Below are 26,140 nucleotides of genomic sequence, written 5' to 3'. Positions count from 1 at the left end.
AACTTTATATTTCTTAGGTTTATTATGGCAGACATTAGACTGATAAATCTTCCTTATCAAGAAGAATTAGTAACACTGTTCGAACAATTTCGAGACCTTCCTTTACCGATACTGTTAGACAGTAATCATAATCATTTCTCAGACACACGATTTGATATTATCGTTGCGGATCCATTAGCAACGATAAGCGCAAATGCGCACACCCATACATTAGAATGGAAAGATCAAGCATTATACGACTTTTCTAAAAAGCGTTCTCCCTTTAAAACAATTAACACGTTACTTTCTCTTATTTGTGATGAACCATGGGCAAAAAGAGCCTCCAAAAAATACCCTTTTACAGGAGGCGTCATGGGATACTTTGCTTATGAAAGCGGTCAATATTTGGAAGAATTACCAGAGTCAACAAAGCGAGATATCACATTACCAGATGTAGTAGCAGGTCTGTATGGGTGGGCTATTATTAGCCTTCATGAATCTAAAGAGACCGTATTGATCTTAACGCCTTGGTGCGATCAAACTAGTGAACAAGACATTGTAAAGCGACTGACAAAAGACAATCTCAGAACACGCACTGAATTTACTTTACACGATAAATTCACATCAAATATGTCTGCCTTCGACTACTCTGATAAATTCAATCAAGTGCAGCACTACATTCGCGCAGGAGATTGTTATCAAGTAAACCTAGCGCAACGTTTTAGTGCAACATGCCACGGTGATGCATTTGTAGCCTACCAAAAACTTAGAAAAAGCTGCCCTACTCCGTTTTCAGCATACATTGACGTAGCACCACAGCAATCCATATTAAGCCACTCACCAGAACGATTCTTCTTGTGTAATGATGGCCAAGTAGAGTCCAAACCGATTAAAGGCACCCGCCCTAGAGGAAAAACGCCTCAAGAAGATCAGCAATTGGCACAAGATCTGCTAAATTCAGACAAAGACAAAGCAGAAAATGTCATGATTGTGGATTTACTCAGGAATGATATGGGGAGAAGTTGTTTAACAGGCAGTATAAAAGTCCCCAAATTGTTTTCGCTTGAAAGTTACGCAAATGTGCATCATTTAGTTTCAACGATTACAGGTAAGATTGCGAATAATTGGGAGCATTTCACTGTCTTTCAAAATGGTTTCCCTGGGGGGTCGATTACAGGTGCCCCTAAGATCCGCTCAATGGAAATCATCGATGAATTAGAGCCTCATGTACGTTCAGTCTATTGCGGCTCTATCGCGTATTTTAGTAGTAATGGAGAAATGGATTCCAGTATTACCATACGAACTCTTGTTGTTGATCAAGAAAACATTCATTGCTGGGCGGGAGGTGGATTAGTACTGGACTCAAAGAGTGAAGAAGAATATCAAGAAACCTTCACAAAAGTAGAAAAATTAACCCATACTTTAGAAGTAAACTTTCATAGAAGTAAATGACGGATATATATGAGCGATATTAAACAGTTTTTAGGCTCCCCCCCTCTGTCTCCCAACATTGAACAGATTCGTATTGCGTTAGATGCTTATGAATCTGACCGAATAATGCTTAATCCAGGCATCAAGCTTAGCTCTGAAACAAATTCACTTTCATTTAAAACAGCCGCTGTTCTACTTCCAATTTGGAAAGATGATACTGGTGTTCTGCATGTATTATTAACTCAACGAGCAAAACATTTAAGAAACCATCCAGGGCAAATGGCTTTCCCCGGAGGTCAGCATGACAAGGAAGATTCAAGTCTAATTCAAACAGCGTTTAGAGAAACTCATGAAGAAATAGGCCTATCGCCAGACTGTTTTCAATTGGTCGGCGAACTCGGTGATTATTTGACCATATCCGGTTTTTGCGTAAAACCCGTTATCGCTGAGGTAATTAATTTGCAAACACTGACATTGTCCAGTGATGAGGTAGAATCCACTTATTGGATACCACTTGATTATTTATTGACGCCTACGAATTACAGCTTCACTCGAAAAAGTCTGTCCGACATTCACACTGGATACTTTGAAGTCAAATATCAAGATATCACTATCTGGGGGCTCACTGCTGGGATCCTATACGGTTTATACAAAGCGCTGGACTCTCAAATCCGTAATTAATTTTATTAAGACGGTTTCTACTTTATAACTTCAATTATAAGGTTAGTGCGCTTTTGTCTTTCCTCTCTTTTCAACATATTGATACAGTCGCATTATCAACGATTAAATCGGAACTTTTTATGACTACATTTGATATAAATGACTTCATACAATCTCATGACATCACGGCTGCGAAAAAAATCATTCATAGTGCTTTATCGGCTTTTGATAACATTGCTATCTCTTTTAGTGGGGCAGAAGATATCATTTTGATTGATATGGCTGTAAAAGCCCAAAAAAACATACATGTTTTTTCTCTTGATACTGGCAGACTGCACCCTGAAACCTACCAATTTTTAGAAACAGTTCGTAAACATTATAATTTACCTATCCACATTTTATCTCCAGATAAAAATGACCTCGACGCGTTTACTCATGAGAAAGGCTTATTTAGTTTTTTTGAAGATGGACATAAGGAATGCTGTGGCATCCGTAAGGTTGCGCCATTAAAGAAAAAGCTACATACATTGGATGCATGGATTACAGGGCAAAGAAAAGACCAAAGTCATGGCACTCGAAGCCAATTAGACATAGCCGAACTGGACACCAGTTTCAGCACAGAAGAAAGCCCTCTCTACAAATTCAACCCGCTCGCGAACTGGAGCTCTGAAGACGTTTGGAATTACATCAAAATGTTCGATGTCCCTTACAATCCATTGCATCAAAAAGGCTTTATCAGTATTGGTTGTGAGCCCTGCACCCGTGCGGTACTACCGAATCAGCATGAACGTGAAGGCCGATGGTGGTGGGAAGAAACTGAACATAAAGAGTGTGGTTTGCACATTGGCAACATCATTCCAACTCAAAACAGTTAATTCAAGTGACACATCGAAGGTACTTAACAAGGAAGGCGTTATGCCGCGCCCTCCCCTTGCACACTTGTTTCTTTTTGATACCAGTTTTCTAAAAAAGCTTGGTACTGGTCGGCCAGCTTAATCGTATATTGATACAACATTTCACCTGCGGGTGTCATCTCAAGTGATTTTGCTCGACGAATAACAAGCACCTTTCCTAATTCTTTCTCTAATTTTTGGATATGTTGTGTAACCGCTGGCTGAGTAAGACCTAATTCTTTAGCTGCTTGAGTAAAACTAAGCGACTCAACCAAGGTTTTAAACGTATTAAGATGATGACTACTAAGCATAAATTGTCCTTATAGAAAGCACTATTATGCCCAATTCAAATCGCTCAAACATTGACCTATATCCGCTTTTAATGAAAGATATGAATTAAAGTTGCCACTTTTCTTACATCGATCGAGGTATTACGATGAAAAGCACACTTCATTTACCATGGCAGGAACGTCAATCAGGTGCCGCTCTGTCTAGAAATAATGATTACCGAACGCCTTATCAGCGGGATAGAGCGAGAATCATCCACAGCGCTGCGTTTCGCCGCCTTCAATCAAAAACTCAAATCCTCGCCATTAGACAGAATGATTACAGCAGAACACGATTAACTCATTCTTTAGAAGTGGCTCAGATTGGTAGCGGCCTAGTACATCAATTGAAGCATGCTTTTTCTGATAATAACGGATTACAAGAATGGTTAGCCGACGAAGCTTTAATTGAAACCATTTGTTTAAGCCACGATATTGGACACCCGCCATTTGGACACGGTGGAGAAGTTGCGCTTAATTTTATGATGACAGAGCACGGTGGCTTTGAAGGCAATGGTCAATCTCTTCGAATTTTGGGAAAGCGTGGCTCCTACTCCCCAACGTTTGGAATGGACATTACGCGGCGCGCCTTGTTAGGCGTTCTGAAGTACCCTGTGTTGCATCATACCGTCGTTGGGCCTTACCCAAAAAAACCAGACAACTTCAGGCAAATCAAAGCCTCTATTTGGTCTCCTCCAAAGTGCATTTATGAAGAAGAACAACAATTGCTCGAATGGATATTGTCCCCTTTTTCTGAACAAGATAAAAAAGCACTCCAAACAGTCGAGCATTCTCAGGAAAAACGACACAGCTATTCATCTCATTCCAGTTTTGATGCTAGCATCATGGATTTAGCAGATGATATTGCCTATGGTGTCCATGACCTAGAAGACGCTATCGTATTAGGAATGATCACTTTACCAATGTGGGAAGAACATCTTCAGCCTATTCTAAGCGAATTACCTTGTGACTTTTTACGCGCTCAACTACCCACACTAAAAAGCAATCTATTTAGTGGCCAAAGTCATTTACGCAAAGACGCAATAGGCCAGCTAGTCAGTTGGTTTATTACATCCTGTATTGTGCATGAAAATACTCACTTTGATCATCCTCTATTACGTTTTCAGGCGGCCTTACCCACAATACAAAAAACGGCTCTGAATGCACTTAAAGGCTTTGAGATGCAACACATTATTTTAAAACCTGAAGTACAAATGCTCGTTTATAAAGGCCAGCAAATGATCATGGAAATATTTGATGCATTAAGTTCTGACCCAATGCGTTTATTGCCTAGAGAAATAGCAAAAGAGTGGAAAAACATTGAACATAGCGGCGGTAATTGCCACAGAATTATTTGTGATTACATGGCATCTATGACGGATGACTACGCCAGCAGACTGTATAACAAACTCTTTGTACCAAGCCTAGGCTCGGTTTTTGAACCGATGTAACTAAAATAACTGTTTCCCTAAAAGCAACAAATCGTGTCTATTACCATCAATAGACGCGATATTAGGCAGACACCCCCACTGCTCATAGTTATTTTTTTCAAACAAGCAAATGCTATTTAAGTTATGTCTATAAATACAAGCAACTATATGTGAAACATCTATTCTTCTAACAAACGCTTCCAAAAAAATAAGCGATTTAGAAGCCAACCCTTGATTTTGTGCAGAAGGAGAAATATATATTCCAACTTCCACTGCACTAGAAAACGCAGGCAATCCATAAAAATCTTGAATAGAGAACCATCCAATAATTTTCCGTGACACTTCAATGACCCACATGGGCCTTTTATTGTATGAGGCTTCCAACCAATCAATCACTGAAATCAATGTAATAGGCGAAGTATGTCCACACGAGCACCTTGTTCTCACAGCTTCATTATAAATTTCTAAAATAGCAGGAGCATCTTCCATTTCAGCAATACGGAAAAAAGGCGCATCATCAGCGCCTTTTTCTGTCTGAATAATCAAATGGTTTATCTCAGACAAATAAGATTATCCTTGTTCTAGCAATCGCCTTAAATCACTCATTGCTGAGTGAGCGCGTGAAATATACGACGCCATCACCAAAGAATGATTCGCCAAAACACCAAACCCACTGCCATTTAAAATAATAGGAGACCATACGGTACTTTGAGTAGACTCAAGTTCACGGATAATTTGACGCAAACTCACTAAAGCATTTTTATCTTGTAGAGTAAAAACAAAATCAACCTCAACCGATTTCAATATATGAATTAATGCCCAACTAGCACCTCTTGCTTCATAGAAAACATCGTCTATTTTAGACCAAGATGTTTTCACGCGTTGCTGATCATCGTTAGAGGTTGATTGTTGAGCGTTTGCCTCTCCAGCAAGATCTGTATTCTCTCGAACTTGAATAACACTTGCTGATAAACGCTGAGACAAACTGCCTAAACGCGTTTCCACATCGGCTAACCAATTACGTAAGTTGTCCGCTCGTGCATAAAACTGAACGTTCTGATCTTCTTTTTTCGCTAGACGATCCAGATATTCTAATAATTCTTTATTACCTCGACGATACTCTCCTTCACTGGAAGGTAAAGCCCAACTGTTCGCATCAAAGTTAAACTGAGGCTCAGCCACTTTTAAATTTTCATCTTCTGTCGATTGAGATTGTGAGCGACTAAAATCTTTACGCAGCGCTCTTGCCAAATCACGAACTTGAACCAAAACACCAAACTCCCAGTTTGGCATATTGTCCATAAATACACCCGGTGGCATTATGTCGTTACTAATAAAGCCACCGGGTTTATCTAGCAAAGTTTCAACCATGGTATGTAATGTACTGGTTGTTGTGTAACCTACTACCAGCTTTTTACTGTTATTTAAATAACCTCTCGTTTCTGCACGCTCTTTTGCCACAGAGACAACGTCAAACGGTTCTGGCTCAGAACTCCAATAGATACCTAAAAAAGACAGCAAGCAGAGTAGAACAATTAAGAACGCAGCCACGCCCTTTCCTATTCCTGACATATTCTCACGGTTATTCCAAAACGCTAACTTGCTCAACATATTCGACATATTGCCTATCCTATTGTTGCTTAACTTCAATCATATAGCTTGGACGATGAAAGATCATACCTCTCACCCGAAAATCAAGCACTCGACTGTTAATTATTTGATACAGAAGCCTCGCTTCTTTATCGTTCACCCAATTAATTTCTAACGTCGCTTGCTGTGCTGCAACCTTGTCTATTATGGGCTGAATTCGCTTAAGAATCTCTTCTTCAGGTAAAGAAAAGAGTGTTTTTGGCAAAAAGTACTGGTTCAAATTACTCTTTTCTTTTTTTATGACATTTTTAGACTGAATCTTAGCTTGGGCTGAGCTCTTTAAACTGCTTCTGTATGATTTGATACGTTCCGCTGTTTCCTTAATTAAAGGATCATCAGGGTTAACCGAAGAGGCGGAATCTAAATACTTTTGCGCCGCTATAAATTGCTGCTTTCGCGCTTTCGCCCAAGCAAAATCCGTGTAGTGTTGCACAATTCTAGCAAGCCCAAACAAGGCTTCACTGTTTTTAGAATCTCTCCCTAATGCAGCTTGATAATACATGTTTGCATTATTTTCTTCTGGCGTTAGTAATTTCAATTGGGACAGGGCCAACTTCCCCCTTTGAAGTAAATTAACTAAAATCGGGTCTGCTTCTTTACTCTTTCTTGACTCATCATGTAAAGCATTAGTCGCTATAATACCTTTGTTCGCTTGATGATCACTTTTGAAAGAGACTGGCAAACTTTGCTCACTTCCTACAGCATTATCTTGAGTTTGACTCACGCTACAACCACTTACAAAAAGTACGCTACAAAGTGTAATAAAAAATATTTTCTTCAAATCTATCTCTTTATCTCTGAAACTTTAGCCATTTTTGTGGGTCTATTACCGTATTCACTAAAGTTGGGTTAAACACACTTATATTAAGTTGGGCTTCATGCGTTTTATATTCACTATTATCTTATTATGTATTGCTTCCGTTGTGCAGGCTTTTGACGTAAAACTGCCATTTTCATCGCAACAACCTACTTTTTTAAATGTAAATCAAGCATTTCAATTAAGCATATCTGCACCTAAAGACGGTGCCATCAGAGCAACATGGATTGTCGCAGATGGATATTACTTATATCAACACCAATTTAAATTAAAAGGAAAAGATTCTGACACACTCTCTTTTGCCCCTTTTTCAAAAGGCGAAGCAAAACATGACGCCTACTTCGGTGATGTTATTGTCTACAGAGATCGCTTTACAGCAGAAATACAGTACGATACATCACTCCCTGAAGGCCATTTAATTCAAGCCTCCTTAGGTTATCAAGGGTGTGCAGATAAAGGACTGTGTTACCCACCGCAATTAGAACCTTTTGAGTTTCCAGTCCCCGCATCGTCGGAGAATACAAAACAAATAAATAATGTGCACGACAACCCCAAAAGTATAGATTTAACAAAGAAAAAAACACAGATATTCACACCGTCTTCTACGAATAGTGTCATAACCCTATTAGCAGAGAACTCTTGGCTAACTGCCGCAATGACACTCTTTGGTTTAGGTTTGCTCTTATCAATGACACCCTGCGTATTGCCAATGGTTCCAATTGTGTCAGCCATTGTCGTTGGAAATAAAAAAGAACCTCTTAAAGCTTTTTATTATAGCGCTCTTTATGTTATTTCAATGGCGCTAACCTATGCACTGATTGGAGGACTTGTTGGCTTTTTTGGTCTTCAACTCAATTTACAAGCGTATTTACAAGATCCTATTGTGTTAATAATCAGCGCAATTCTATTCATTGTTTTAGCCTTTTCAATGTTTGGTCTGTTTGAACTTAGAATGCCTGCGTTCATTCAACCTAGAATAAATGCAAATGCATCAGAAAAATTATCAAACAAAAGTCTTGGCGTTTGCCTCAGCGCCGTTTTTGCCACTCTCGTTGTCTCTCCTTGCGTTTCAGCTCCTCTCGCTGGGGTACTGCTGTTTATCAGCAGCCAAGGAGAAACACTCTATGGTGCTTTAATGCTCTTTATTATGGCATTAGGAATGGGGGTTCCATTACTTCTTGTTGGCATTTTTGGCCCATCGATCTTACCAAAGTCAGGTGAATGGTTAGAAGATATTAAAGTTTTAATGGGGTTTGGATTGATTGGTGTTGCCACTTGGCTAATAACCCGCTGGATTAACATTGAGTTTCACCTCTATTTATGGGGCATTTTGCTCATATCTATTGGCTCATACTTCTTGCATTCTCTTATTATTGGAAAACTCCACCCTGTTCGTCTCATCATTACAAGCGTCACTTTATTAATTGGCTCACTGTATTTTATTGGAGGCGCATCGTCGCAAAGCAGCTTACTCCATCCTCTTGGATCACCCTCCTCAGCGACATCAAGTACCACTATCAATAAACAAGAAGAACTCACATTTGCCACCGTTACCTCTCTTCAAGAACTGGACCTTTTTATTCAATCCACCGCTCAAAAAGCCCCTATTATGCTGGATTTTTACGCCGATTGGTGCATCAGTTGCAAAGTCATCGAACATGAGATTTTTTATGACAAATCCGCTTATTCAATGTTAAAAAACATGACACTAGTAAGGGTTGATGTCACTAAAAACGATGTGGGGAATCAGAAAATAATGCAACATTATAAAGTCTTTGGCCCACCTTCGCTTATTTTTTTAACCCCTATAGGAGATGAGTTAAACCAGCTTTCACTCCAAGGAGAACCGTCGTTAAGAGAGGTCATTGAGCGCTTAAGCTACTTAGAAAAAGAGTTTAGTCAATATCCAGGATAAAAAGTGGTTTACTACTGTTCACTTTTAAACAGCCAAGAGCGATAAAACGTATTTTTTACAACAAAACTAGACAAGTTCTCGCTTTTTATCGATAATTTCAGGTCAAATCACTGCAACTTGGAAATGGAATGGCGAATTTTTTAGTTCTTAACGGCCCAAACCTAAACCTACTCGGAACACGTGAACCCGAGATTTATGGACATACGACTTTAGATGACATCGCTGAAAGTTTAAGTACTAACGCTGTTAAAAAAGGGCACACGGTTAAGTTTATGCAGTCGAATGCCGAACATATCTTAATTGATGAAATCCATTCATCCAGAGCAAATACAGATTACATTATTATCAATCCTGCAGCCTTTACTCATACTAGCATTGCTATTCGAGATGCATTACTCGGTGTCAACATTCCCTTTATTGAAGTGCATTTATCCAATATACACGCCCGCGAACCGTTCAGACACCACTCCTACTTTTCCGATGTCGCAAAAGCGGTAATTTGCGGCATGGGCGTTCTTGGCTATGAATACGCTTTGGACTTTGCAATACAAGAGTACGAAAAACTGGTTACCCATTAATTACAATAAAACCCTGTATCGAGAGATAACAGGATACATTGACAATGACAAAAGAGAGTTATTATGGACATTCGTAAAATCAAAAAACTGATTGAACTGTTAGAAGAGTCGAACATTTACGAAATTGAAATTAAAGAAGGTGACGATGCTGTACGAATCAATCGTGGCAGCGCTCCAGTTCAATACGCACCTGCACCCGCTCCTGCTGCTGCACCAGCTTCTGCTGCGGTTGCATCACCTATTATTGCTGAAGCAAGCGCTCCTGCTGAAATCGCAGGACATGTTATCCCATCGCCAATGGTTGGAACGTATTATCGTTCTTCTGCGCCAGGTGCAAAACCCTTTATTGAAGTAGGTCAAAAAGTAAAAGTGGGTGATACGATTTGTATCGTTGAAGCAATGAAAATGATGAATCAAATTGAGGCAGACAAATCTGGTACTATCGGCGCGATTCTCGTAGACGATGGTGACCCAGTTGAATTTGATCAACCTCTTATTACTATTGTTTAATTTAACGAATAGGTTTTATCATGCTTGATAAAGTTTTGATTGCAAACCGAGGTGAAATTGCATTGCGTATTTTACGTGCATGTAAAGAACTCGGTATAAAAACAGTAGCCGTTCACTCGAAAATTGATCGCGACCTACTGCACGTACGTCTAGCGGATGAGTCCATTTGCATTGGCCCAAACCCTTCCGCACAAAGTTATTTAAATATTCCTGCCATCATCAGTGCAGCAGAAGTAACTGACAGCTCTGCAATTCACCCAGGTTATGGCTTTCTTGCTGAAAACGCAGACTTTGCAGAACAAGTAGAGAATTCTGGTTTTGCTTTCATTGGCCCCAAAGCTGAAACAATTCGCTTAATGGGTGACAAGGTGTCTGCAATTGACGCTATGAAAAAAGCCGGTGTCCCAACAGTCCCAGGCTCAAATGGCCCTGTTCCATCTGACTCTGATGAATGCATTCGCATCGCAAAAGAAATTGGCTACCCAATTATTATTAAAGCAGCAGCTGGTGGTGGTGGCCGCGGTATGCGCGTCGTTCACAGTGAAGCGAGCTTATTAAAATCAATTAGCATTACCCAGTCAGAAGCAGGTTCATACTTTGGCGATAGTACGGTTTATATGGAAAAATTCCTTACAAACCCAAGACACGTTGAAGTACAGGTTTTAGCGGATGGTCAAGGCAATGCCGTTCACTTGTATGACCGTGACTGTTCACTACAACGTAGACATCAAAAGGTTTTAGAGGAAGCTCCTGCCCCTCACCTAGACCCTAATGCACGAGCAGCATGTTTAAAAGCCTGCGTTGATGCTTGCTTACTTATCAATTATCGTGGTGCAGGTACATTTGAATTTTTATACGAAGACGGTGCATTCTATTTCATCGAAATGAATACACGCGTACAAGTAGAGCACCCTGTTACTGAAATGGTAACGGGTATTGATATAGTCAAAGAGCAATTGCGTATCGCAAGTGGTTTAACACTCTCTATCACTCAAGAAGACGTGGAATTGAATGGTCATGCCGTTGAATCACGTATCAATGCGGAAGACTCTAAAACGTTTATGCCTTGCCCTGGTAAAATCAATTATTTCCACGCACCAGGCGGAATGGGAGTACGTGTTGACTCCCATCTTTACAGTGGTTATAGCGTTCCACCTACGTATGATTCAATGATTGCAAAAATCATTGCTCATGCTCCGACTAGAGAAATGGCCCTTAAACGGCTGTCTGTTGCTTTAGATGAAACTTTTATTGATGGAATTAAAACTAACATTGCTTTGCAACAAGATTTAGTAGAAGACGCTAATTTTATTGCTGGTGGTGTTAACATCCATTATTTAGAGAAAAAACTCGGTCTATAAACTTACCAGACTGCTCTATCGAACATAGAGCAGTCTTACATTATTTTTTGGATACCCTTATGCCTTGGTTGCAAATACGTACTCATACAACCCCTGAACATATCCCTCAACTCGAGGATGTTCTACTTGAATGTGGCGCCATGGTCGTTACCTTTGAGGACGTTAATGATGATCCAGTTTATGAACCAGAATTAAACACAACACCGTTATGGAACCAAACTAAAATAACGGGGTTATTTGAAGCAGATGCCGACGTAGAGTCCATCAAACCAATATTAAACAATGCAGCGAAAGAGTTAAATTTAACACTAGATTTCAAAATAGAAATTTTGGAAGATAAAGATTGGGAAAGAGAATGGATGGACAACTATCATCCCATTCAATTTGGCGAACGCCTATGGGTTTGCCCAAGCTGGAGAGAAGTTCCAGAACCTAACGCAATCACATTGATGCTTGATCCAGGCCTTGCTTTTGGAACAGGTACACACCCTACTACTGCTTTGTGTTTACAGTGGCTAGATTCGATAGATTGCAACAACAAGACCATTATCGACTATGGGTGCGGCTCAGGGATTTTAGGCATAGCTGGGTTATTGTTGGGGGCAAGTAACATGGTGGGCATCGATATCGACCCTCAGGCCGTGCAAGCAACCCAAGCCAACGCAGATAGAAATGACATTGACCATTCAAGACTCGAAGTAAAACTCCCTCCATGCGAAAGCGACTTGCAAGCCCAAATAGTAGTGGCCAACATTTTAGCCGGCCCTTTAGCCCACTTATCGACAACAATTTCTGCACTGGTTGCCCCTGGTGGTCAGCTTGCATTATCAGGCATTTTAGCGTCACAAGTTCAAGAAGTAATTGACGCTTATACACCATGGTTCATCATTGACTCAATTACAGAACGAGAAGAATGGGTTAGGATAGTAGGCACAAAAAAAGAAACCATTAATTAGCACAGCCTTTCCTATACAATTGGAACTCATTTTCAACTATGACTGATAGCATTATTACTCGCTGCCCTAAATGCTCCACTGCGTTTCGCGTCGGTACAGATATCCTTAGCATGGCGAAAGGAAGAGTACGGTGTGGACAATGCTTTCATATTTTCGAAGCAAAACCAATCAAAGAAAACCCTCCCACCCCAGCAACATCAGAGAAAGTCGCTACAACAGAAACAGCGCCAGAGCAGCCAGATAAGAGCGAACATAAACAAGGCTTAGTAAAGCCCAGCAAGAAACCTTTCTTTTCCGCAGCAGAAGAAGACCATCAGGTTAGCCCTGAATGGCTGCATACCCTATTTGATGACTCAGATCTGACACCTATAGACAAGCACAATCACGAAGCGAACTTAAACAAGCAATCACAAAAAGCCATTGAAAAAAACAAAATTGATCACGATGACTCTTACGAGCAAAATCAATGCCCCCATGAAGAGCCTGCCCCATGGGAGCGTGAATTTGCGGAATTAGAGCCTATTAACACTAGCACCTTGCAAAATAAAAGAAATACGAACGGTAAAGAAACGCTACAAACACAAAATACCTCTCTATCTCCATCCGTGCAAATTTATAATGAAAGTATCAAGAACCTAGGAAATACAACCAAAAAAGAACAAGAAGAGCAAACCTCTAAAAGTACAGAACTTCAATCTTACGTTGAAGAAGTTGAAGAACCAGATTACATGAAGGCACTCCATACACTTGCGCAATCAACAAGCGATCAACGTCAAAACACCCAAGAAAAAACCAATAAAGCAAGAAAAGAAGCCCAAGAACGTCTGGCGCCACTTATTAGTAACGAAGACACGCCCCTTAAAAAAAACCATTCTTTACTATGGCTATTTGGCATTCTCTTATCGATGACAGCATTGTCTTTTCAAGCCGCGTTTCACTTCTTTGATGATGGAAGTCGCTCAGCAACATTCAGACCTTTTTATAAAACATTTTGCAGTTATGTTGAATGCACTTTACCAAACTTTGTCGACATTTCAGCCATCAGCATTCAGCACGTCAGAATCCAAAGTCATCCAACGAAAAAAAATGCATTACTTGTTAACGCCATTATGACGAATACCAGTAATTACTCTCAAACTATGCCAAAAATCGCCTTGGAATTTTTTGATTTAAATGGCGTACCAGTTGCAGCAAGATTGTTTTCTCCAAACAGTTTTTTACATAAAGACTTCCTAGACATTACCTATATGCCTCCAAACACACCTATCCACATTGTTCTTCCAATTTACGACCCTGGAACTCAAGCGGTTACCCATAGACTAAAAGTACATGCGTCTGACACCCAATCGTATTAATTTTTATTAATAATGTAATAAAAATTAAAAAAGAACAAAAAAGAACAAAAAACAATCAACTTTTATACTTGTCAAGACTTCAAAAACGTCTAAGGCATAGGTATTATTCACGCCCGCTCGACACGGTTATAGATCTTTAACACACCGAACTCAATAAACAGGAACAACATGGCATACGCTATCGGTCCCTATTCGCTGACTAACCCTCTAATTCTCGCCCCAATGGCTGGCGTGACGGATCTCCCCTTCCGTCAATTATGCCATTCTCTTGGAGCGGGTCTTGCAGTATCAGAAATGGTGACCTCAGATGTGCGCTTATGGAATTCAAGCAAAAGTAAACACCGTCTTGTACATGATCTAGAAATATCACCAAGGTCAATACAAATTGCTGGTGGCGATCCAGAAATGATGAGCGAGGCGGCAAAACTAAACGCCTCATTAGGCGCGCAAATTATTGATATCAATATGGGTTGTCCGGCTAAAAAAGTCTGCAACAAAGCGGCTGGATCGGCACTTTTAAAAGATGAAAAGCTTGTTCGTAGTATATTGGAATCGGTCGTAAATAGCGTTTCCGTTCCCGTGACTTTAAAGATTCGCACTGGATGGAGCCTCGAATCTAAAAACGGCCTTAGTATCGCTAAAATGGCAGAAGACATAGGTATCCAAGCTTTAGCGGTACACGGTAGAACGAGAGAATGTCGATTTAAAGGTGAGGTTGAATACGACACAATTGCGCAAATAAAACAAAACCTAAACATTCCCGTTTTTGCTAATGGGGATATTACAAATGCATATAAAGCAAAATTTGTGAAGGATTATACCCAAGTAGACGGACTTATGATTGGCCGAGCTGCTCAAGGTAAACCTTGGATCTTTAGAGAGATAAATCACTTTTTACAAACAAATGAAGAATTATTACCACCGTCGATACAGGAAATCGCTCAACTGGTTATAGAGCACGTGAGAAAGCTGCATGATTTCTATGGGAATTATACTGGCGTTCGAATTGCCCGTAAGCATGTGGGTTGGTATTTACAAACACTTTCTGATGACTCTCATTTTCGCAGTACGTTTAATCGTATTGAGAATCCGGAGGAACAATTAGAAGAATTAAATCAATTTTTTACTCAACGGTCCCAATAGTTGGGTAGAATTTGCTCTACAGTGCGTTTCGCCCGTTTTAAACAGGCTTTTAAAATGAAACACGCTACATTTTGGTTAGCTTTAAACTAGAAGGTCCTTCTGTGTTAGAACAAACTCACAATCACACATTTCAAGCGGCTTCATCTGAAGAGTCACAAACGTTACGTGACAATGTAGATAAAGCGTTAAAAAATTATTTTTCCCATCTTGATGGGCAACCTATTACAGACCTTTACCAATTGGTTTTAGCTGAGGTTGAGGCGCCTCTTTTAGAATCGGTAATGAGTTATACTAAAGACAACCAAACTAAAGCGTCAACAATTCTCGGTCTTAACCGTGGTACGTTACGCAAAAAACTGAAACAATACGGCATGCTATAGAGTTTTAAAAAGGGCGATTTACGCCCTTTTTTGTTTTACCCCTCTCCGTTTAATCTAAAAACCGACTATTACGAGACTACGATGGCAAATCAAGACCAAGTTACCCCAATTAAAAGAGCATTAATTAGTGTATCTGATAAAACAGGTATCGTGAACTTCGCAAAAGAGTTGACTGCGCTCAATATTGAAATTCTTTCAACTGGCGGTACATATCGTCTTTTACAAGAATCAGGCGTCAAAGCAACGGAAGTATCTGATTACACTGGGTTCCCTGAAATGATGGATGGCCGTGTAAAAACATTGCATCCAAAAATTCACGGTGGAATTCTTGGCCGTCGAGACATCGATCAAGACGTAATGAAAGCACACCAGATTGATGAAATTGATATGGTTGTGGTCAATCTATATCCATTTGAAGCAACAATTGAACGCCCTGATTGCGATCTGCCTATGGCAATTGAGAACATTGATATTGGTGGACCCACAATGGTTCGTTCAGCAGCTAAAAATCATAAAGATGTCACTATTGTTGTAAACCCAAGTAATTATCAATCCATTATTACCGCACTTCAAGAAGACAAAGGGTTAACACTCGAAACTCGCTTTGATCTTGCAGTACAAGCGTTTGAACATACATCCGATTATGATGGTGCAATCGCTAACTTTTTGGGTAAAAAGGTTAAAGGAGGAAGTGACCATTTTCCCCGCTCATTTAATCTACAGTTTAATAAATCCGAAGAAATGCGCTACGGTGAAAACCCTCATCAAAAAGCCGCTTTCTATGTTGAAGCTAACCCAAAAGAAGCATCAATCAGTACTGCCAAACAAGTTCAAGGCAAAGCGCTTTCTTATAACAACATTGCCGATACCGATGCGGCTTTAGAATGCGTCAAGAGCTTTAATCAAACCGCTTGCGTTATTGTCAAGCATGCCAACCCTTGTGGCGTTGCAACAGCATCGTCTCAATTAGAAGCCTATGATTTGGCATTCAAGACAGACCCAACATCTGCTTTTGGAGGCATCATTGCATTCAACCAAGAATTAGACGCTGAAACAGCATCCGCCATCGTTGAGCGTCAATTCGTTGAAGTAATCATTGCCCCAAGCGTTTCTAAAGAAGCCGCTGAAATCGTGTCTAAGAAACAAAACGTCCGCCTACTTAGCTGTGGCGAGTGGTCAAAAGAACCCCCTCCGGCTTTAGACTATAAACGCGTCAATGGCGGTTTATTAGTTCAAGATCGTGATGATCATGTCATGACGTTAGAGGATCTAACCGTTGTGTCTAAGCGCCAGCCAACAGAAGACGAACTGAACGATTTATTATTCGCGTGGAAAGTCGCTAAATTTGTTAAATCAAACGCCATTGTTTATGCAAAAGCAGGGCAAACTATTGGTGTCGGCGCAGGACAAATGAGCCGAGTTTACAGTGCTAAGATTGCAGGTATCAAGGCAGCCGATGAAGGCTTAGAAGTTATTGGATCTGTAATGGCATCAGACGCGTTCTTTCCATTCAGAGACGGTATTGATGCCGCTGCTAAAGCAGGAATTAGCGCCGTAATTCAACCAGGTGGCTCCATGAGAGATCAAGAAGTTATTGCTGCTGCTGATGAAGCAGGCATGGCTATGGTCTTTACTGGCGTACGTCATTTCCGCCATTAATATTGATACCATTAGGAGAACTCAATGAAAGTATTAATTATTGGTAACGGTGGCAGAGAGCATGCTTTAGCATGGAAAGTTGCCGAGAATAACTCAGTTACACACGTATTTGTTGCACCGGGAAATGCAGGTACAAGCTTAGAAAATAAAGTTGAAAACGTTAGCATCAATGTGACCGACACAAATGCATTAGTCACGTTTGCTAAAAACGAATCCATTGACTTAACCATTGTTGGCCCTGAAGCACCTCTTGTTATTGGCGTTGTAGATGCATTCGAAGCAGAAGGCTTGAACATTTTCGGCCCATCAAAAGATGCGGCTCAATTAGAAGGCTCCAAAGCCTTTACGAAAAACTTTTTAGCGCGCCATAAAATCCCTACAGCTTCTTACGGCAACTTCACTGAAATTGCCCCTGCTGTTGCCTATATTAAAGAGCAAGGCGCCCCTATCGTTGTTAAAGCCGACGGCTTAGCAGCAGGTAAAGGCGTCATTCTTGCTCAGACTGAAGCGGAAGCCATTACTGCTGTAGAAGATATGCTTGCAGGCAATGCTTTTGGAGACGCTGGCAACAGAGTTGTTATAGAGGAGTTTTTAGTTGGTGAAGAAGCCAGCTTTATTTGCATGGTTGATGGTGAAACCGTTTTACCTTTAGCAACAAGCCAAGACCATAAAGCACGTGATATCGGCGATCTGGGCCCAAATACTGGCGGCATGGGCGCTTACTCTCCTGCACCTGTGGTTACCCCTGAAATCCATGACCGCATTATGAATGAAGTGATCATGCCGACGGTCAAAGGCATGAATGCAGAAGGCAATCGTTATAGAGGCTTTCTTTATGCTGGTGTTATGATAGCAAATGATGGAACACCAAAAGTACTCGAATATAACTGCCGCTTTGGAGATCCAGAAACACAACCAATATTAATGCGACTGCGCTCTGACCTCGTCTCTCTTTGCCTATCAGCAATCAAAGGCACCCTAGATGCACAAACCTGCGATTGGGACCCAAGAGCAAGCTTAGGCGTCGTGTTAGCTGCTGGTGGTTACCCTTATGACTATCAGAAAGGCGATGTTATTACAGGTCATGACACAACACTGGATACTCATCAAAAAGTTTTCCATGCAGGCACTACCATAGAAAACGGACAAATCGTTACAAACGGTGGCCGCGTTCTTTGCGCAGTCTCTCTGGGCGACACGGTATCAGAAGCGCAAGTTAGTGCTTATGATGTCGTTAGAAAAATAAATTGGGATAAAGTGTACTATCGAACAGATATTGGACACAGAGCAGTTTCTAGAGAAAGCTAACGTTCTTTAACGCTAAAAAAGCCCATTTCAAAATCTGATTTGGGTTTTTTATAATACACAGTTCATAATGCATTCGTTATCCAAGGCGTAGTATTTTAAAATCGTCCATATCTATAAAAATACCGCTACCTATCTTGATATTTACTTTTAACTTTTTCATTAATAAAAGTACGATACGGTCGGCCTATTTCGACCAATAACAAACCAAATAGAACACCTGAAACCCATTGCAGATCCAATAAGAAACCTAGAGAAGCAATCAGAGCGTACGAATAAAGAAACGTTGACCTCAATGCTGGCTTTGTTTTGCGAGCGAAAAATGTAACGCACAACAGAGCAACACTCAACCAAACATAATATTCAACTAAAAATGTATATAGCATTTGTCCCCTTATATAGTTAATAATATTGTCTTTCGATGTTATGGATAATCAATACGATGAAAACCGTTGCTTTCTTCTTCACTTTATTATTATTTTCCATGAAATCTTACAGCGAGTCTCGTATTGCAATCATTAATGATGAAAACACGTCTATCAATTTAATCGCACTTTCTGAGGTTTACCAAGACGCCAAAAAAACCAATGCTTTTACCGATGTAGTCCAGCTGTCGAATGATGGGTATTTTACACCATTCAATGAACCCTTCATACAATTAGGGCCATCCAGTGGCAACGTGTGGATTAAAACAGAGCTGTCTTTTAAACAGAGTACAATCAACCATTCTTACCTGTATATTAAAGCGCCTCAAATTGATGAAATTGACATCTATTTCCCTCAAACAGCCCAAGAGAAACTGGCCTATTCTCTAGGGAAAAATCAATCTTATACTTTCAAAAAAATACACCATCCAGAGCACTTAATCCCCATACCTAATACCACTCACAACACCGTTATCATATACATTAAACTCACATCAAGCAGTACTCTCACAGCTCAAATTTTTGCAGTGGACAGCACAGAAATCATTAAAATAAGTTTGAAAAGTTTATTATCAACTGGGCTTTTGTCCGGCATAATCTTGATTTTTCTTATCGGAAGCATCCTATTTTTCATCTACACACGACACAGCATGTATATAATATACAGCGTGTTTTTGTGCTGCACATTGATCATCCACCTTTCTCATCATGGATTAATCAACTATTTCCTTTTTTCCGATGACTTAACTGAAGAAAAGCCAATCAGTTTATTCTTTTTATTCTATCTATCCAGTTTAGCTTTCTTCTCTCGGCACTATTTGGATACCCAAGTCTACTTCCCGAATATAGACCGAATACTCTTATTAATTGGTTATTTAAACCTTATTTTGAGTCTGATTCTTTCCATAAACCCAGACAGTTTCAGTAATGCTTTTTCTCTGACCAACATCCTCATAACAAATACTATTTTAGTTGGTTTTGCACTGTATACATTCATAAAAAGAGTTCCTTACTCAGGTTATTACTTTGCCTCCAGAATCATTGCATTTCTTGGGTTCTACACTTGGGCAATGAGTGCTTATGGAGTTTACCCTAGCCCATTTTTTTACCAGTGGGGATTAACGATTATTATATTTTTAGAATCCAGCCTCTATTTTAGTGGAATGGTTAAACGCCTTACACACTTTAGCCACTCTCCCACGAACAATCCGCTACCGACCTCCATCACAGAAGCACAAGCCATATTAATTGATGCAGGAGAAAGGATGAAAAGACAAGTCAATGTATTAGACCATTACATTAGATTTTGGCAATCTACTCAGCTAAAAGATGATGAAAAAAGCCTCACTTTAGAGGCGACCCTTGCATCAAACAATATCAAATTATTAATAAAAAACCTGACACTTCTAACGAATAAAAAGCCGAAACAAGAGCCACCAATACTTCTTGACAAAATCATCCATGACGCCTTAGAAGGCTTTAACAGTATCGATCAAGACAATACAGATTTATCGTTAACCTCTAAAGGAACAAAAAACATAGAAGTATTAAAAAACGCGTATTTATTTCAGCAAATAATCATTAATTTGGCGCAAGAGTGCAAACATCTAAATGATCAACTGACAACTATCCACGTGATTCATACTGAGCATACTAAATTGGGTATAAAAACGTTAGATATTACTTGTGAACCACTCCCTAATCGATCAAAAAACGACCTCCATTCCTTTAACCTTGGAATGGGTTTAATCAAAGAGATCATCGAACACTTAGAAGGGACCATAAACATCACACAGGACAATAGCCTATCCATTAGCATCCCTATTCAGACTCGCTTGCAATTTCTACCTTACGATACTCTAGAGGCGGAGCCAGCCCAAATTTTTGTTATTGGCAATGAATCCATATTAGTGCAGAGAACCATTCGATCACTGCAAATTTGGCCAAACAATGTGGTGCAAATCAAGAACATCAGTGAGTTACTAACCGAAGTAAAAACATTACAAAATGAAAATACAATCAATCTTGTTCTTATGTTTGAAAACGAAGGATACATCCCAAACCTTGCTTTAAAACAAATTAGAGAGAAGCTTCATGCAGGAGATCAATGTATTTTAGTCACAGAAAACGATAAAATGTCCAGAAATTATGCACTAACCTTAGGGTTTGATGATTTATTTTCAAATACCAATGTGGAGCAACAATTAAGAGAAAGCTTAGAGCGCTTTACCTTAAAAGGACTACGAATTAAAAACGCGTCGTCGCAAACAACCAAGAAATGATAGAACACACTTGCATTAATACTTATAGAGGTTCCTATGGATTGCTTATTTTGCAAACTTGTCGCTAAAGAAATACCTGCTACTATTCTATTCGAAGACGAGGATGTTATTGCATTCGAAGACATTATGCCTCAAGCCCCTGTCCATTTTTTAGTCATCCCTAAGAAACACATATCAACACTTAACGATATTAAAGACACAGACTCCGCTATTATTGGCAAATTGCCTATTATCGCGAGTAAAATTGCTAAAGAAAAAAAAGTAGACCAATCAGGCTATCGAGTAGTAATGAACTGTAATGAAGACGGCGGACAAACAGTGTACCATATACATATGCATGTCCTTGCCGGAAAGCAAATGACTTGGCCTCCAGGCTAAAAAGAGCTTAACTACAATGATTTCATTTTTAGATAAAAAGATAATTCAATTGGATCGAGCCTTACGCACCATTACACAAGGGGCATCAACGGCATCAAGGCCATCACCCGCAGATCAACATCCAGAGTGCGGTTTATCTCTTGATGAGCAAAAACACACGGTAGGATTAATGCGAATTAATCACACTGGGGAAGTATGCGCTCAAGCTTTATATGCAGGCCAAGCAACCACAGCAAAACTTGACCATATTCGAGAAGAAATGGAACACGCTGCGAATGAAGAAATCGATCATTTGGTATGGTGTGAGAAGCGATTAATCGAACTTAATAGTTCTCCTAGTATTCTTAACCCTTTATTTTACTCTGCCTCATTTATGATCGGTGCCGGAGCAGGTTTGATAAGCGACAAGTTGAGCCTAGGCTTTGTTGCTGCAACGGAAGATCAAGTTTGCCTACACATTGACAAACATCTCGCCAGTTTGCCGGATAATGATCAACGCAGTAAGGCTATTTTAGCCCAAATGCGCATCGACGAAGCGCAACATAAAGAAATGGCACTCAATTCTGGCGGATACAAGTTCCCTCCAGCAATCATGAGCATTATGACTCAAATATCTAAAATCATGACAACGACGACTTATAGGGTATAATTTATGAACCGTGACATCAGTTCCATCAGAAGAGACTACCAGTTTGAAGATTTACTAGAAGACAGCTCACCGAGCAACCCTATGCAACTATTTGACACTTGGTTAGATAACGCAATTGAATCATGCCCAGAAGATCCAACAGCAATGATTTTAAGCACTGTAGACCAAAATCAAAAACCTCATGCGCGTGTTGTGTTACTAAAACAAAGAAATGAAGAGGGTTTTTCCTTTTTTACAAATTACGACAGCAATAAAGGAGAGCAACTTGCTCAGAACAAGAATGCATGCCTTACTTTTTTTTGGCCTTCTCTCAGTAGGCAAATACGTATAGAAGGCGAAATTAAAAAGGTTTCTCGTGCAGCATCTGAAGCGTATTTTTCCAGTCGCCCTAAAGGCAGCCAACTGGCTGCAACAGCATCAGAGCAAAGCAAAGTAGTATCAAGTCGTGAATCATTGCATAAAAAATTCGATGAGCTTGAGCAACAATATATAGATTCAACAGTCCCATGCCCAGAAAACTGGGGGGGGTATGCATTAGAAGCAAAATACATTGAGTTTTGGCAAGGAAGACCTAGCAGATTGCACGATAGGCTATCATACAAGCTAGAGAACACTCATTGGCTAAGGTCACGTCTTGCCCCTTGATAAGAAAAGCCATAGATGCAAGGCAAATAAGATCGGCTTTGCATCTTTTACACTCGTCTAATAATACACCCATTCCAAATGCAAATACCCACATCAAACACATCTGTGTCAACCAATCGTAACTCTCTATTAGATACCTATAGAGGGGCCGCAGTCTTTTTGATGATTATTTTTCATTTTTGCTGGGATCTGAGAGAGTTTGGCTACATTGATTACAAATTAAACGACACTTTTTGGGTATTATTTCGCTCAGTCATTCTCTTTTTATTTCTTACAGCAATAGGCTGGTCTGCTTATCTTAGCCAGAGGACACTAACCAATAGACAACATAAGATTCGTCGTTTTCTTCTACGCCAAAGAAAACTCTTAATAGCATCGACCGCCATATCTCTTGCCACATACGTGTTTTTCCCTAATCAATGGATTTACTTTGGAATCTTACATTTCATCTTAATTGTCAATTTTATACACTATCCTTTTGCATCTTACCCGATAATAAGCGCAGCAATTGGAGCACTTATCGGCACTTTATACTATTTGACTGATCTACTCCTCTTTCCCAGTATTTACGGTTTTATTACTGAATCACTGGGAGCACCAAAAAATACACTCGATATAATATACCCCTTCCCATGGGTTGCCTGTGTGTTTATAGGCCCTATCTTTGGCAAATACATCCCAAACAATGCATTAATAGCATCACCCTATTTAATTTATATTTTTGCTTGGTTAGGGCGACATGCTTTAAACGTTTATCTACTCCACCAGATTATTCTCTATAGCTTAGTTAGCCTCATTTACAACCTACTAAACTGACTTTTTTGCACACTTATTAAGCATAAATGAACAAACTCTTTAACCTAGAAATTCTTTTAAAATATAGTTTAATTCTATTGCCAATTTGTTAGTTTCGAGAACAAGAGCCTATTAACGTAAGTGATCACTTATTAAGTTTTCAAAGACCTTAAAATCCTTTTTTTCAAGTCTTGATTTTCTACTCAATGAGTTCTATCTTCTACCTCATAATTTAAATGAATTACTACATATAGTGTCTCTAAGTCTAAAAAACACTATATGCAGTATTATCATTTCTCTTCTCTTCTGAACAGCACAGTTGGATATAACGGCATGACCACAATCACAGTTTCAAAAAGAAACGGACAAACAGAAACAATAAATCTAGAAAAAATTCATAAAGTGATTACTTGGGCAGCCGAAGGCTTGAATAATGTCTCTGTATCCCAAGTTGAGTTAAAAGCACAGATTCAATTTTTTGAAGGCATCAAAACCACTCATATCCATGAAACACTGATTAAATCTGCCGCTGATTTAATCTCAGAAGAGACGCCAGATTACCAATACCTTGCAGCTCGTCTTGCCATTTTCCATTTGCGTAAGAAGGCATTCGGAGAGTTCGAACCACCACACCTATTCAAGCATGTTCAAAATTTAGTTTCGCAAAATCGTTACGATAATCACTTATTAGAAGACTACACGCAGGATGATTTTGAGAAAATGAATGACTTTATTGATCATTCTAGAGATATGAATTTTTCTTATGCTGCAGTAAAACAGCTTGAAGGAAAATACTTAGTACAAAATCGTGTTACAGGACAAATATACGAAAGCCCCCAATTTATTTATGTACTCATCGCTGCTTGCTTATTTTCGAAATACGACAAAGAAACCCGCTTAGATTACATTCGTCGCTTTTATGATGCAGTATCACAATTTAAGCTATCACTTCCAACACCGATTATGTCCGGGATTCGAACTCCAACCCGCCAATTTAGCAGTTGCGTATTGATAGAATGCGGCGACTCTCTAGATTCTATTAATGCTACATCTAGCGCCATTGTAAAATACGTTAGTCAAAGAGCAGGTATTGGTGTAAATGCGGGTGCAATTCGTGCATTAGGAAGCCCAATAAGAGGTGGAGAAGCATTCCACACTGGCTGCATTCCCTTTTACAAACATTTCCAAACAGCGGTTAAAAGCTGTTCTCAAGGAGGTGTTCGTGGTGGTGCAGCCACTATCTATTATCCAATTTGGCACTTAGAAGTTGAAAGTTTACTGGTTCTAAAGAATAACCGTGGTGTCGAAGAAAACCGAGTTCGTCATTTAGATTATGGTGTTCAATTTAATAGACTTATGTATCAACGCCTAATTTCTGGCGGTAATATCTCCTTATTCAGCCCATCAGATGTTCCTGGCTTATACGATGCATTTTTTGCTGACCAAGAGAAATTTGATCGTCTTTATGTTCAGTACGAAAATGATCAGAATGTTCGAAAAACAACCATTAAAGCATCCGATCTATTTACTTTATTTGCATCTGAAAGAGCAAGCACAGGTAGAATTTATCTTCAAAATGTCGATCATTGCAATACTCACAGCCCATTTGATCCAGCCGTTGCACCAATCAAACAAAGCAACCTTTGCTTAGAAATTGCGCTTCCAACAAAACCATTAAATAAAATTGATGATCCAGAAGGTGAAATTGCACTGTGTACATTGTCTGCTTTCAACCTTGGCGAACTTGAAAGTTTAGACGAACTAGAGAGCTTATCTGAATTAATTGTCAGAGCATTAGACAGTCTACTTGATTATCAGAACTACCCTATTTTAGCTGCGCAAAATGCAACTGAATTACGCCGAACCTTAGGCGTTGGAGTGATCAACTATGCGTATTATTTAGCTAAAAATGGCGTTCGATATTCAGATGGCAGTGCCAACGAACTAACTCACAAAACATTTGAAGCCATCCAATACTACCTTTTAAAAGCCTCTAATAAATTGTCTAAAGAATTTGGCCCTTGCCTTGCGTTTAATGAAACAACGTATTCTAAAGGCCTATTACCAATTGATACCTATAAAAAAGAATTGGACGCTGTTTGCCAAACTGAATTAGCGTATGATTGGGAAGAGCTAAGACAAGACATCGTTACACATGGCTTAAGAAACTCTACATTGACAGCACTTATGCCTTCTGAAACGTCTTCACAAATCAGTAACGCGACAAATGGAATCGAACCACCACGCGGTTTTGTTTCTGTCAAAGCCAGCAAAGATGGCATCTTAAAGCAAGTCGTTCCTGAGTTTGATAAGTTAAAAGACAAATATGAATTATTGTGGAACATTCCTTCAAACGAGGGCTATCTACAGCTTGTAGGTATCATGCAGAAATTTGTAGACCAAGCAATTTCTGCAAACACAAATTATGATCCTCAACGCTTTGACTCTAACAAAGTCCCAATGAAGATTTTACTGAAAGATCTATTAACTGCTTACAAGCTTGGTGTTAAAACTCTGTATTATCACAATACTCGTGATGGTGCAGAAGACAAACAAGAAGACATGGACGACTGTGCTGGCGGTGCATGTAAGATATAATAGACATGTTATAAGCAGGA

25 protein-coding genes are annotated in these 26,140 nt (G+C 39.6%); 20 read left to right on the top strand and 5 right to left on the bottom strand.

What is annotated here, in order from left to right:
- Nucleotides 1-24 precede the first annotated feature (24 nt).
- The 3 genes from pabB (at nucleotide 25) to ACMUMJ_RS00900 (ending at nucleotide 2,945) form a co-directional block, all read left to right on the top strand.
- Nucleotides 25-1,431, top strand: a complete 1,407-nt coding sequence (pabB, locus tag ACMUMJ_RS00910) for an aminodeoxychorismate synthase component I (protein ID WP_414676915.1) — start codon at nucleotides 25-27, stop codon at nucleotides 1,429-1,431.
- Nucleotides 1,432-1,440: 9 nt separating this feature from the next.
- Complete coding sequence (locus ACMUMJ_RS00905) at nucleotides 1,441-2,091, top strand: NUDIX hydrolase (RefSeq protein ID WP_414676914.1); 651 nt, start codon at nucleotides 1,441-1,443, stop codon at nucleotides 2,089-2,091.
- A 119-nt stretch (nucleotides 2,092-2,210) separates the two neighbouring features.
- Nucleotides 2,211-2,945: a phosphoadenylyl-sulfate reductase gene (locus tag ACMUMJ_RS00900; protein WP_414676913.1), complete on the top strand. Its 735-nt coding sequence runs from the start codon at nucleotides 2,211-2,213 to the stop codon at nucleotides 2,943-2,945.
- A 38-nt stretch (nucleotides 2,946-2,983) separates the two neighbouring features.
- On the opposite strand, the gene ACMUMJ_RS00895 is transcribed toward ACMUMJ_RS00900, so the two are convergent.
- Nucleotides 2,984-3,274: a LysR family transcriptional regulator gene (locus ACMUMJ_RS00895; protein ID WP_414676912.1), complete on the bottom strand. Its 291-nt coding sequence runs from the start codon at nucleotides 3,272-3,274 to the stop codon at nucleotides 2,984-2,986.
- A gap of 125 nt (nucleotides 3,275-3,399) precedes the next feature.
- Between ACMUMJ_RS00895 and ACMUMJ_RS00890 the strand changes: the two genes are divergently transcribed.
- Nucleotides 3,400-4,740: an anti-phage deoxyguanosine triphosphatase gene (locus tag ACMUMJ_RS00890; protein WP_414676911.1), complete on the top strand. Its 1,341-nt coding sequence runs from the start codon at nucleotides 3,400-3,402 to the stop codon at nucleotides 4,738-4,740.
- Here ACMUMJ_RS00890 and ACMUMJ_RS00885 read toward each other — a convergent pair whose 3' ends face one another.
- Genes ACMUMJ_RS00885 through ACMUMJ_RS00875 form a run of 3 tightly spaced genes read right to left on the bottom strand, consistent with a single transcriptional unit; the run spans nucleotide 4,741 to nucleotide 7,093 of the window.
- Nucleotides 4,741-5,283 (bottom strand): GNAT family N-acetyltransferase, encoded by a 543-nt coding sequence (locus tag ACMUMJ_RS00885; protein WP_414676910.1) that lies wholly within the window; start codon nucleotides 5,281-5,283, stop codon nucleotides 4,741-4,743.
- 6 nt (nucleotides 5,284-5,289) lie between these two features.
- The gene (locus ACMUMJ_RS00880; protein ID WP_414676909.1) at nucleotides 5,290-6,339 is read right to left on the bottom strand and encodes a DUF2333 family protein; all 1,050 of its coding nucleotides are present in this window, start codon (nucleotides 6,337-6,339) and stop codon (nucleotides 5,290-5,292) included.
- A 10-nt stretch (nucleotides 6,340-6,349) separates the two neighbouring features.
- Nucleotides 6,350-7,093: a hypothetical protein gene (locus ACMUMJ_RS00875; RefSeq protein WP_414676908.1), complete on the bottom strand. Its 744-nt coding sequence runs from the start codon at nucleotides 7,091-7,093 to the stop codon at nucleotides 6,350-6,352.
- 154 nt (nucleotides 7,094-7,247) lie between these two features.
- Between ACMUMJ_RS00875 and ACMUMJ_RS00870 the strand changes: the two genes are divergently transcribed.
- From ACMUMJ_RS00870 to purD, 10 genes are all read left to right on the top strand, one after another.
- Complete coding sequence (locus tag ACMUMJ_RS00870; protein ID WP_414676907.1) at nucleotides 7,248-9,101, top strand: protein-disulfide reductase DsbD; 1,854 nt, start codon at nucleotides 7,248-7,250, stop codon at nucleotides 9,099-9,101.
- 128 nt (nucleotides 9,102-9,229) lie between these two features.
- Nucleotides 9,230-9,679: a type II 3-dehydroquinate dehydratase gene (aroQ, locus tag ACMUMJ_RS00865; RefSeq protein WP_414676906.1), complete on the top strand. Its 450-nt coding sequence runs from the start codon at nucleotides 9,230-9,232 to the stop codon at nucleotides 9,677-9,679.
- A gap of 63 nt (nucleotides 9,680-9,742) precedes the next feature.
- The gene (gene accB / locus ACMUMJ_RS00860; protein ID WP_414676905.1) at nucleotides 9,743-10,189 is read left to right on the top strand and encodes an acetyl-CoA carboxylase biotin carboxyl carrier protein; all 447 of its coding nucleotides are present in this window, start codon (nucleotides 9,743-9,745) and stop codon (nucleotides 10,187-10,189) included.
- Nucleotides 10,190-10,209: 20 nt separating this feature from the next.
- Entirely contained in the window at nucleotides 10,210-11,550 is a 1,341-nt protein-coding gene (accC, locus tag ACMUMJ_RS00855; protein ID WP_414676904.1) for an acetyl-CoA carboxylase biotin carboxylase subunit, read from the top strand.
- A 59-nt stretch (nucleotides 11,551-11,609) separates the two neighbouring features.
- Complete coding sequence (gene prmA / locus ACMUMJ_RS00850; protein WP_414676903.1) at nucleotides 11,610-12,506, top strand: 50S ribosomal protein L11 methyltransferase; 897 nt, start codon at nucleotides 11,610-11,612, stop codon at nucleotides 12,504-12,506.
- A gap of 38 nt (nucleotides 12,507-12,544) precedes the next feature.
- Nucleotides 12,545-13,861 carry a DUF3426 domain-containing protein gene (locus tag ACMUMJ_RS00845; protein WP_414676902.1) on the top strand — a complete coding sequence of 439 codons (1,317 nt, stop codon included), beginning with the start codon at nucleotides 12,545-12,547 and terminating at the stop codon, nucleotides 13,859-13,861.
- Nucleotides 13,862-14,029: 168 nt separating this feature from the next.
- A complete protein-coding gene (gene dusB, locus ACMUMJ_RS00840) occupies nucleotides 14,030-15,004 on the top strand; it encodes a tRNA dihydrouridine synthase DusB (RefSeq protein WP_414676901.1) in 975 nt (324 codons plus the stop codon).
- A gap of 101 nt (nucleotides 15,005-15,105) precedes the next feature.
- Nucleotides 15,106-15,384, top strand: a complete 279-nt coding sequence (gene fis, locus ACMUMJ_RS00835; RefSeq protein ID WP_191602910.1) for a DNA-binding transcriptional regulator Fis — start codon at nucleotides 15,106-15,108, stop codon at nucleotides 15,382-15,384.
- A gap of 81 nt (nucleotides 15,385-15,465) precedes the next feature.
- Nucleotides 15,466-17,043, top strand: a complete 1,578-nt coding sequence (gene purH, locus ACMUMJ_RS00830) for a bifunctional phosphoribosylaminoimidazolecarboxamide formyltransferase/IMP cyclohydrolase (RefSeq protein WP_414676900.1) — start codon at nucleotides 15,466-15,468, stop codon at nucleotides 17,041-17,043.
- Between the two features lie 24 nt (nucleotides 17,044-17,067).
- The gene (gene purD / locus ACMUMJ_RS00825) at nucleotides 17,068-18,351 is read left to right on the top strand and encodes a phosphoribosylamine--glycine ligase (protein WP_414676899.1); all 1,284 of its coding nucleotides are present in this window, start codon (nucleotides 17,068-17,070) and stop codon (nucleotides 18,349-18,351) included.
- 125 nt (nucleotides 18,352-18,476) lie between these two features.
- On the opposite strand, the gene ACMUMJ_RS00820 is transcribed toward purD, so the two are convergent.
- On the bottom strand, nucleotides 18,477-18,734 hold the full coding sequence (locus tag ACMUMJ_RS00820; RefSeq protein ID WP_414676898.1) for a hypothetical protein: 258 nt from the start codon (nucleotides 18,732-18,734) through the stop codon (nucleotides 18,477-18,479).
- Nucleotides 18,735-18,790: 56 nt separating this feature from the next.
- Between ACMUMJ_RS00820 and ACMUMJ_RS00815 the strand changes: the two genes are divergently transcribed.
- The 6 genes from ACMUMJ_RS00815 (at nucleotide 18,791) to nrdA (ending at nucleotide 26,120) form a co-directional block, all read left to right on the top strand.
- A complete protein-coding gene (locus ACMUMJ_RS00815; RefSeq protein ID WP_414676897.1) occupies nucleotides 18,791-21,055 on the top strand; it encodes a 7TMR-DISM family protein in 2,265 nt (754 codons plus the stop codon).
- A 36-nt stretch (nucleotides 21,056-21,091) separates the two neighbouring features.
- Entirely contained in the window at nucleotides 21,092-21,433 is a 342-nt protein-coding gene (locus tag ACMUMJ_RS00810; protein WP_414676896.1) for a histidine triad nucleotide-binding protein, read from the top strand.
- Nucleotides 21,434-21,449: 16 nt separating this feature from the next.
- Complete coding sequence (coq7, locus tag ACMUMJ_RS00805) at nucleotides 21,450-22,082, top strand: 2-polyprenyl-3-methyl-6-methoxy-1,4-benzoquinone monooxygenase (RefSeq protein ID WP_414676895.1); 633 nt, start codon at nucleotides 21,450-21,452, stop codon at nucleotides 22,080-22,082.
- 3 nt (nucleotides 22,083-22,085) lie between these two features.
- A complete protein-coding gene (gene pdxH / locus ACMUMJ_RS00800; protein WP_414676894.1) occupies nucleotides 22,086-22,727 on the top strand; it encodes a pyridoxamine 5'-phosphate oxidase in 642 nt (213 codons plus the stop codon).
- A 78-nt stretch (nucleotides 22,728-22,805) separates the two neighbouring features.
- Nucleotides 22,806-23,543, top strand: a complete 738-nt coding sequence (locus tag ACMUMJ_RS00795) for a heparan-alpha-glucosaminide N-acetyltransferase (protein WP_414676893.1) — start codon at nucleotides 22,806-22,808, stop codon at nucleotides 23,541-23,543.
- A gap of 312 nt (nucleotides 23,544-23,855) precedes the next feature.
- Nucleotides 23,856-26,120: a class 1a ribonucleoside-diphosphate reductase subunit alpha gene (gene nrdA, locus ACMUMJ_RS00790; RefSeq protein WP_414676892.1), complete on the top strand. Its 2,265-nt coding sequence runs from the start codon at nucleotides 23,856-23,858 to the stop codon at nucleotides 26,118-26,120.
- The last annotated feature ends 20 nt before the right edge of the window (nucleotides 26,121-26,140 follow it).

The sequence above is a fragment of the Marinomonas phycocola genome (assembly GCF_047525455.1).
In the GTDB taxonomy this organism is placed as follows: domain Bacteria; phylum Pseudomonadota; class Gammaproteobacteria; order Pseudomonadales; family Marinomonadaceae; genus Marinomonas.
The sequence above is the reverse complement of the archived record's forward strand: the minus strand, read 5'-3'. Positions and strand labels throughout refer to the sequence as shown.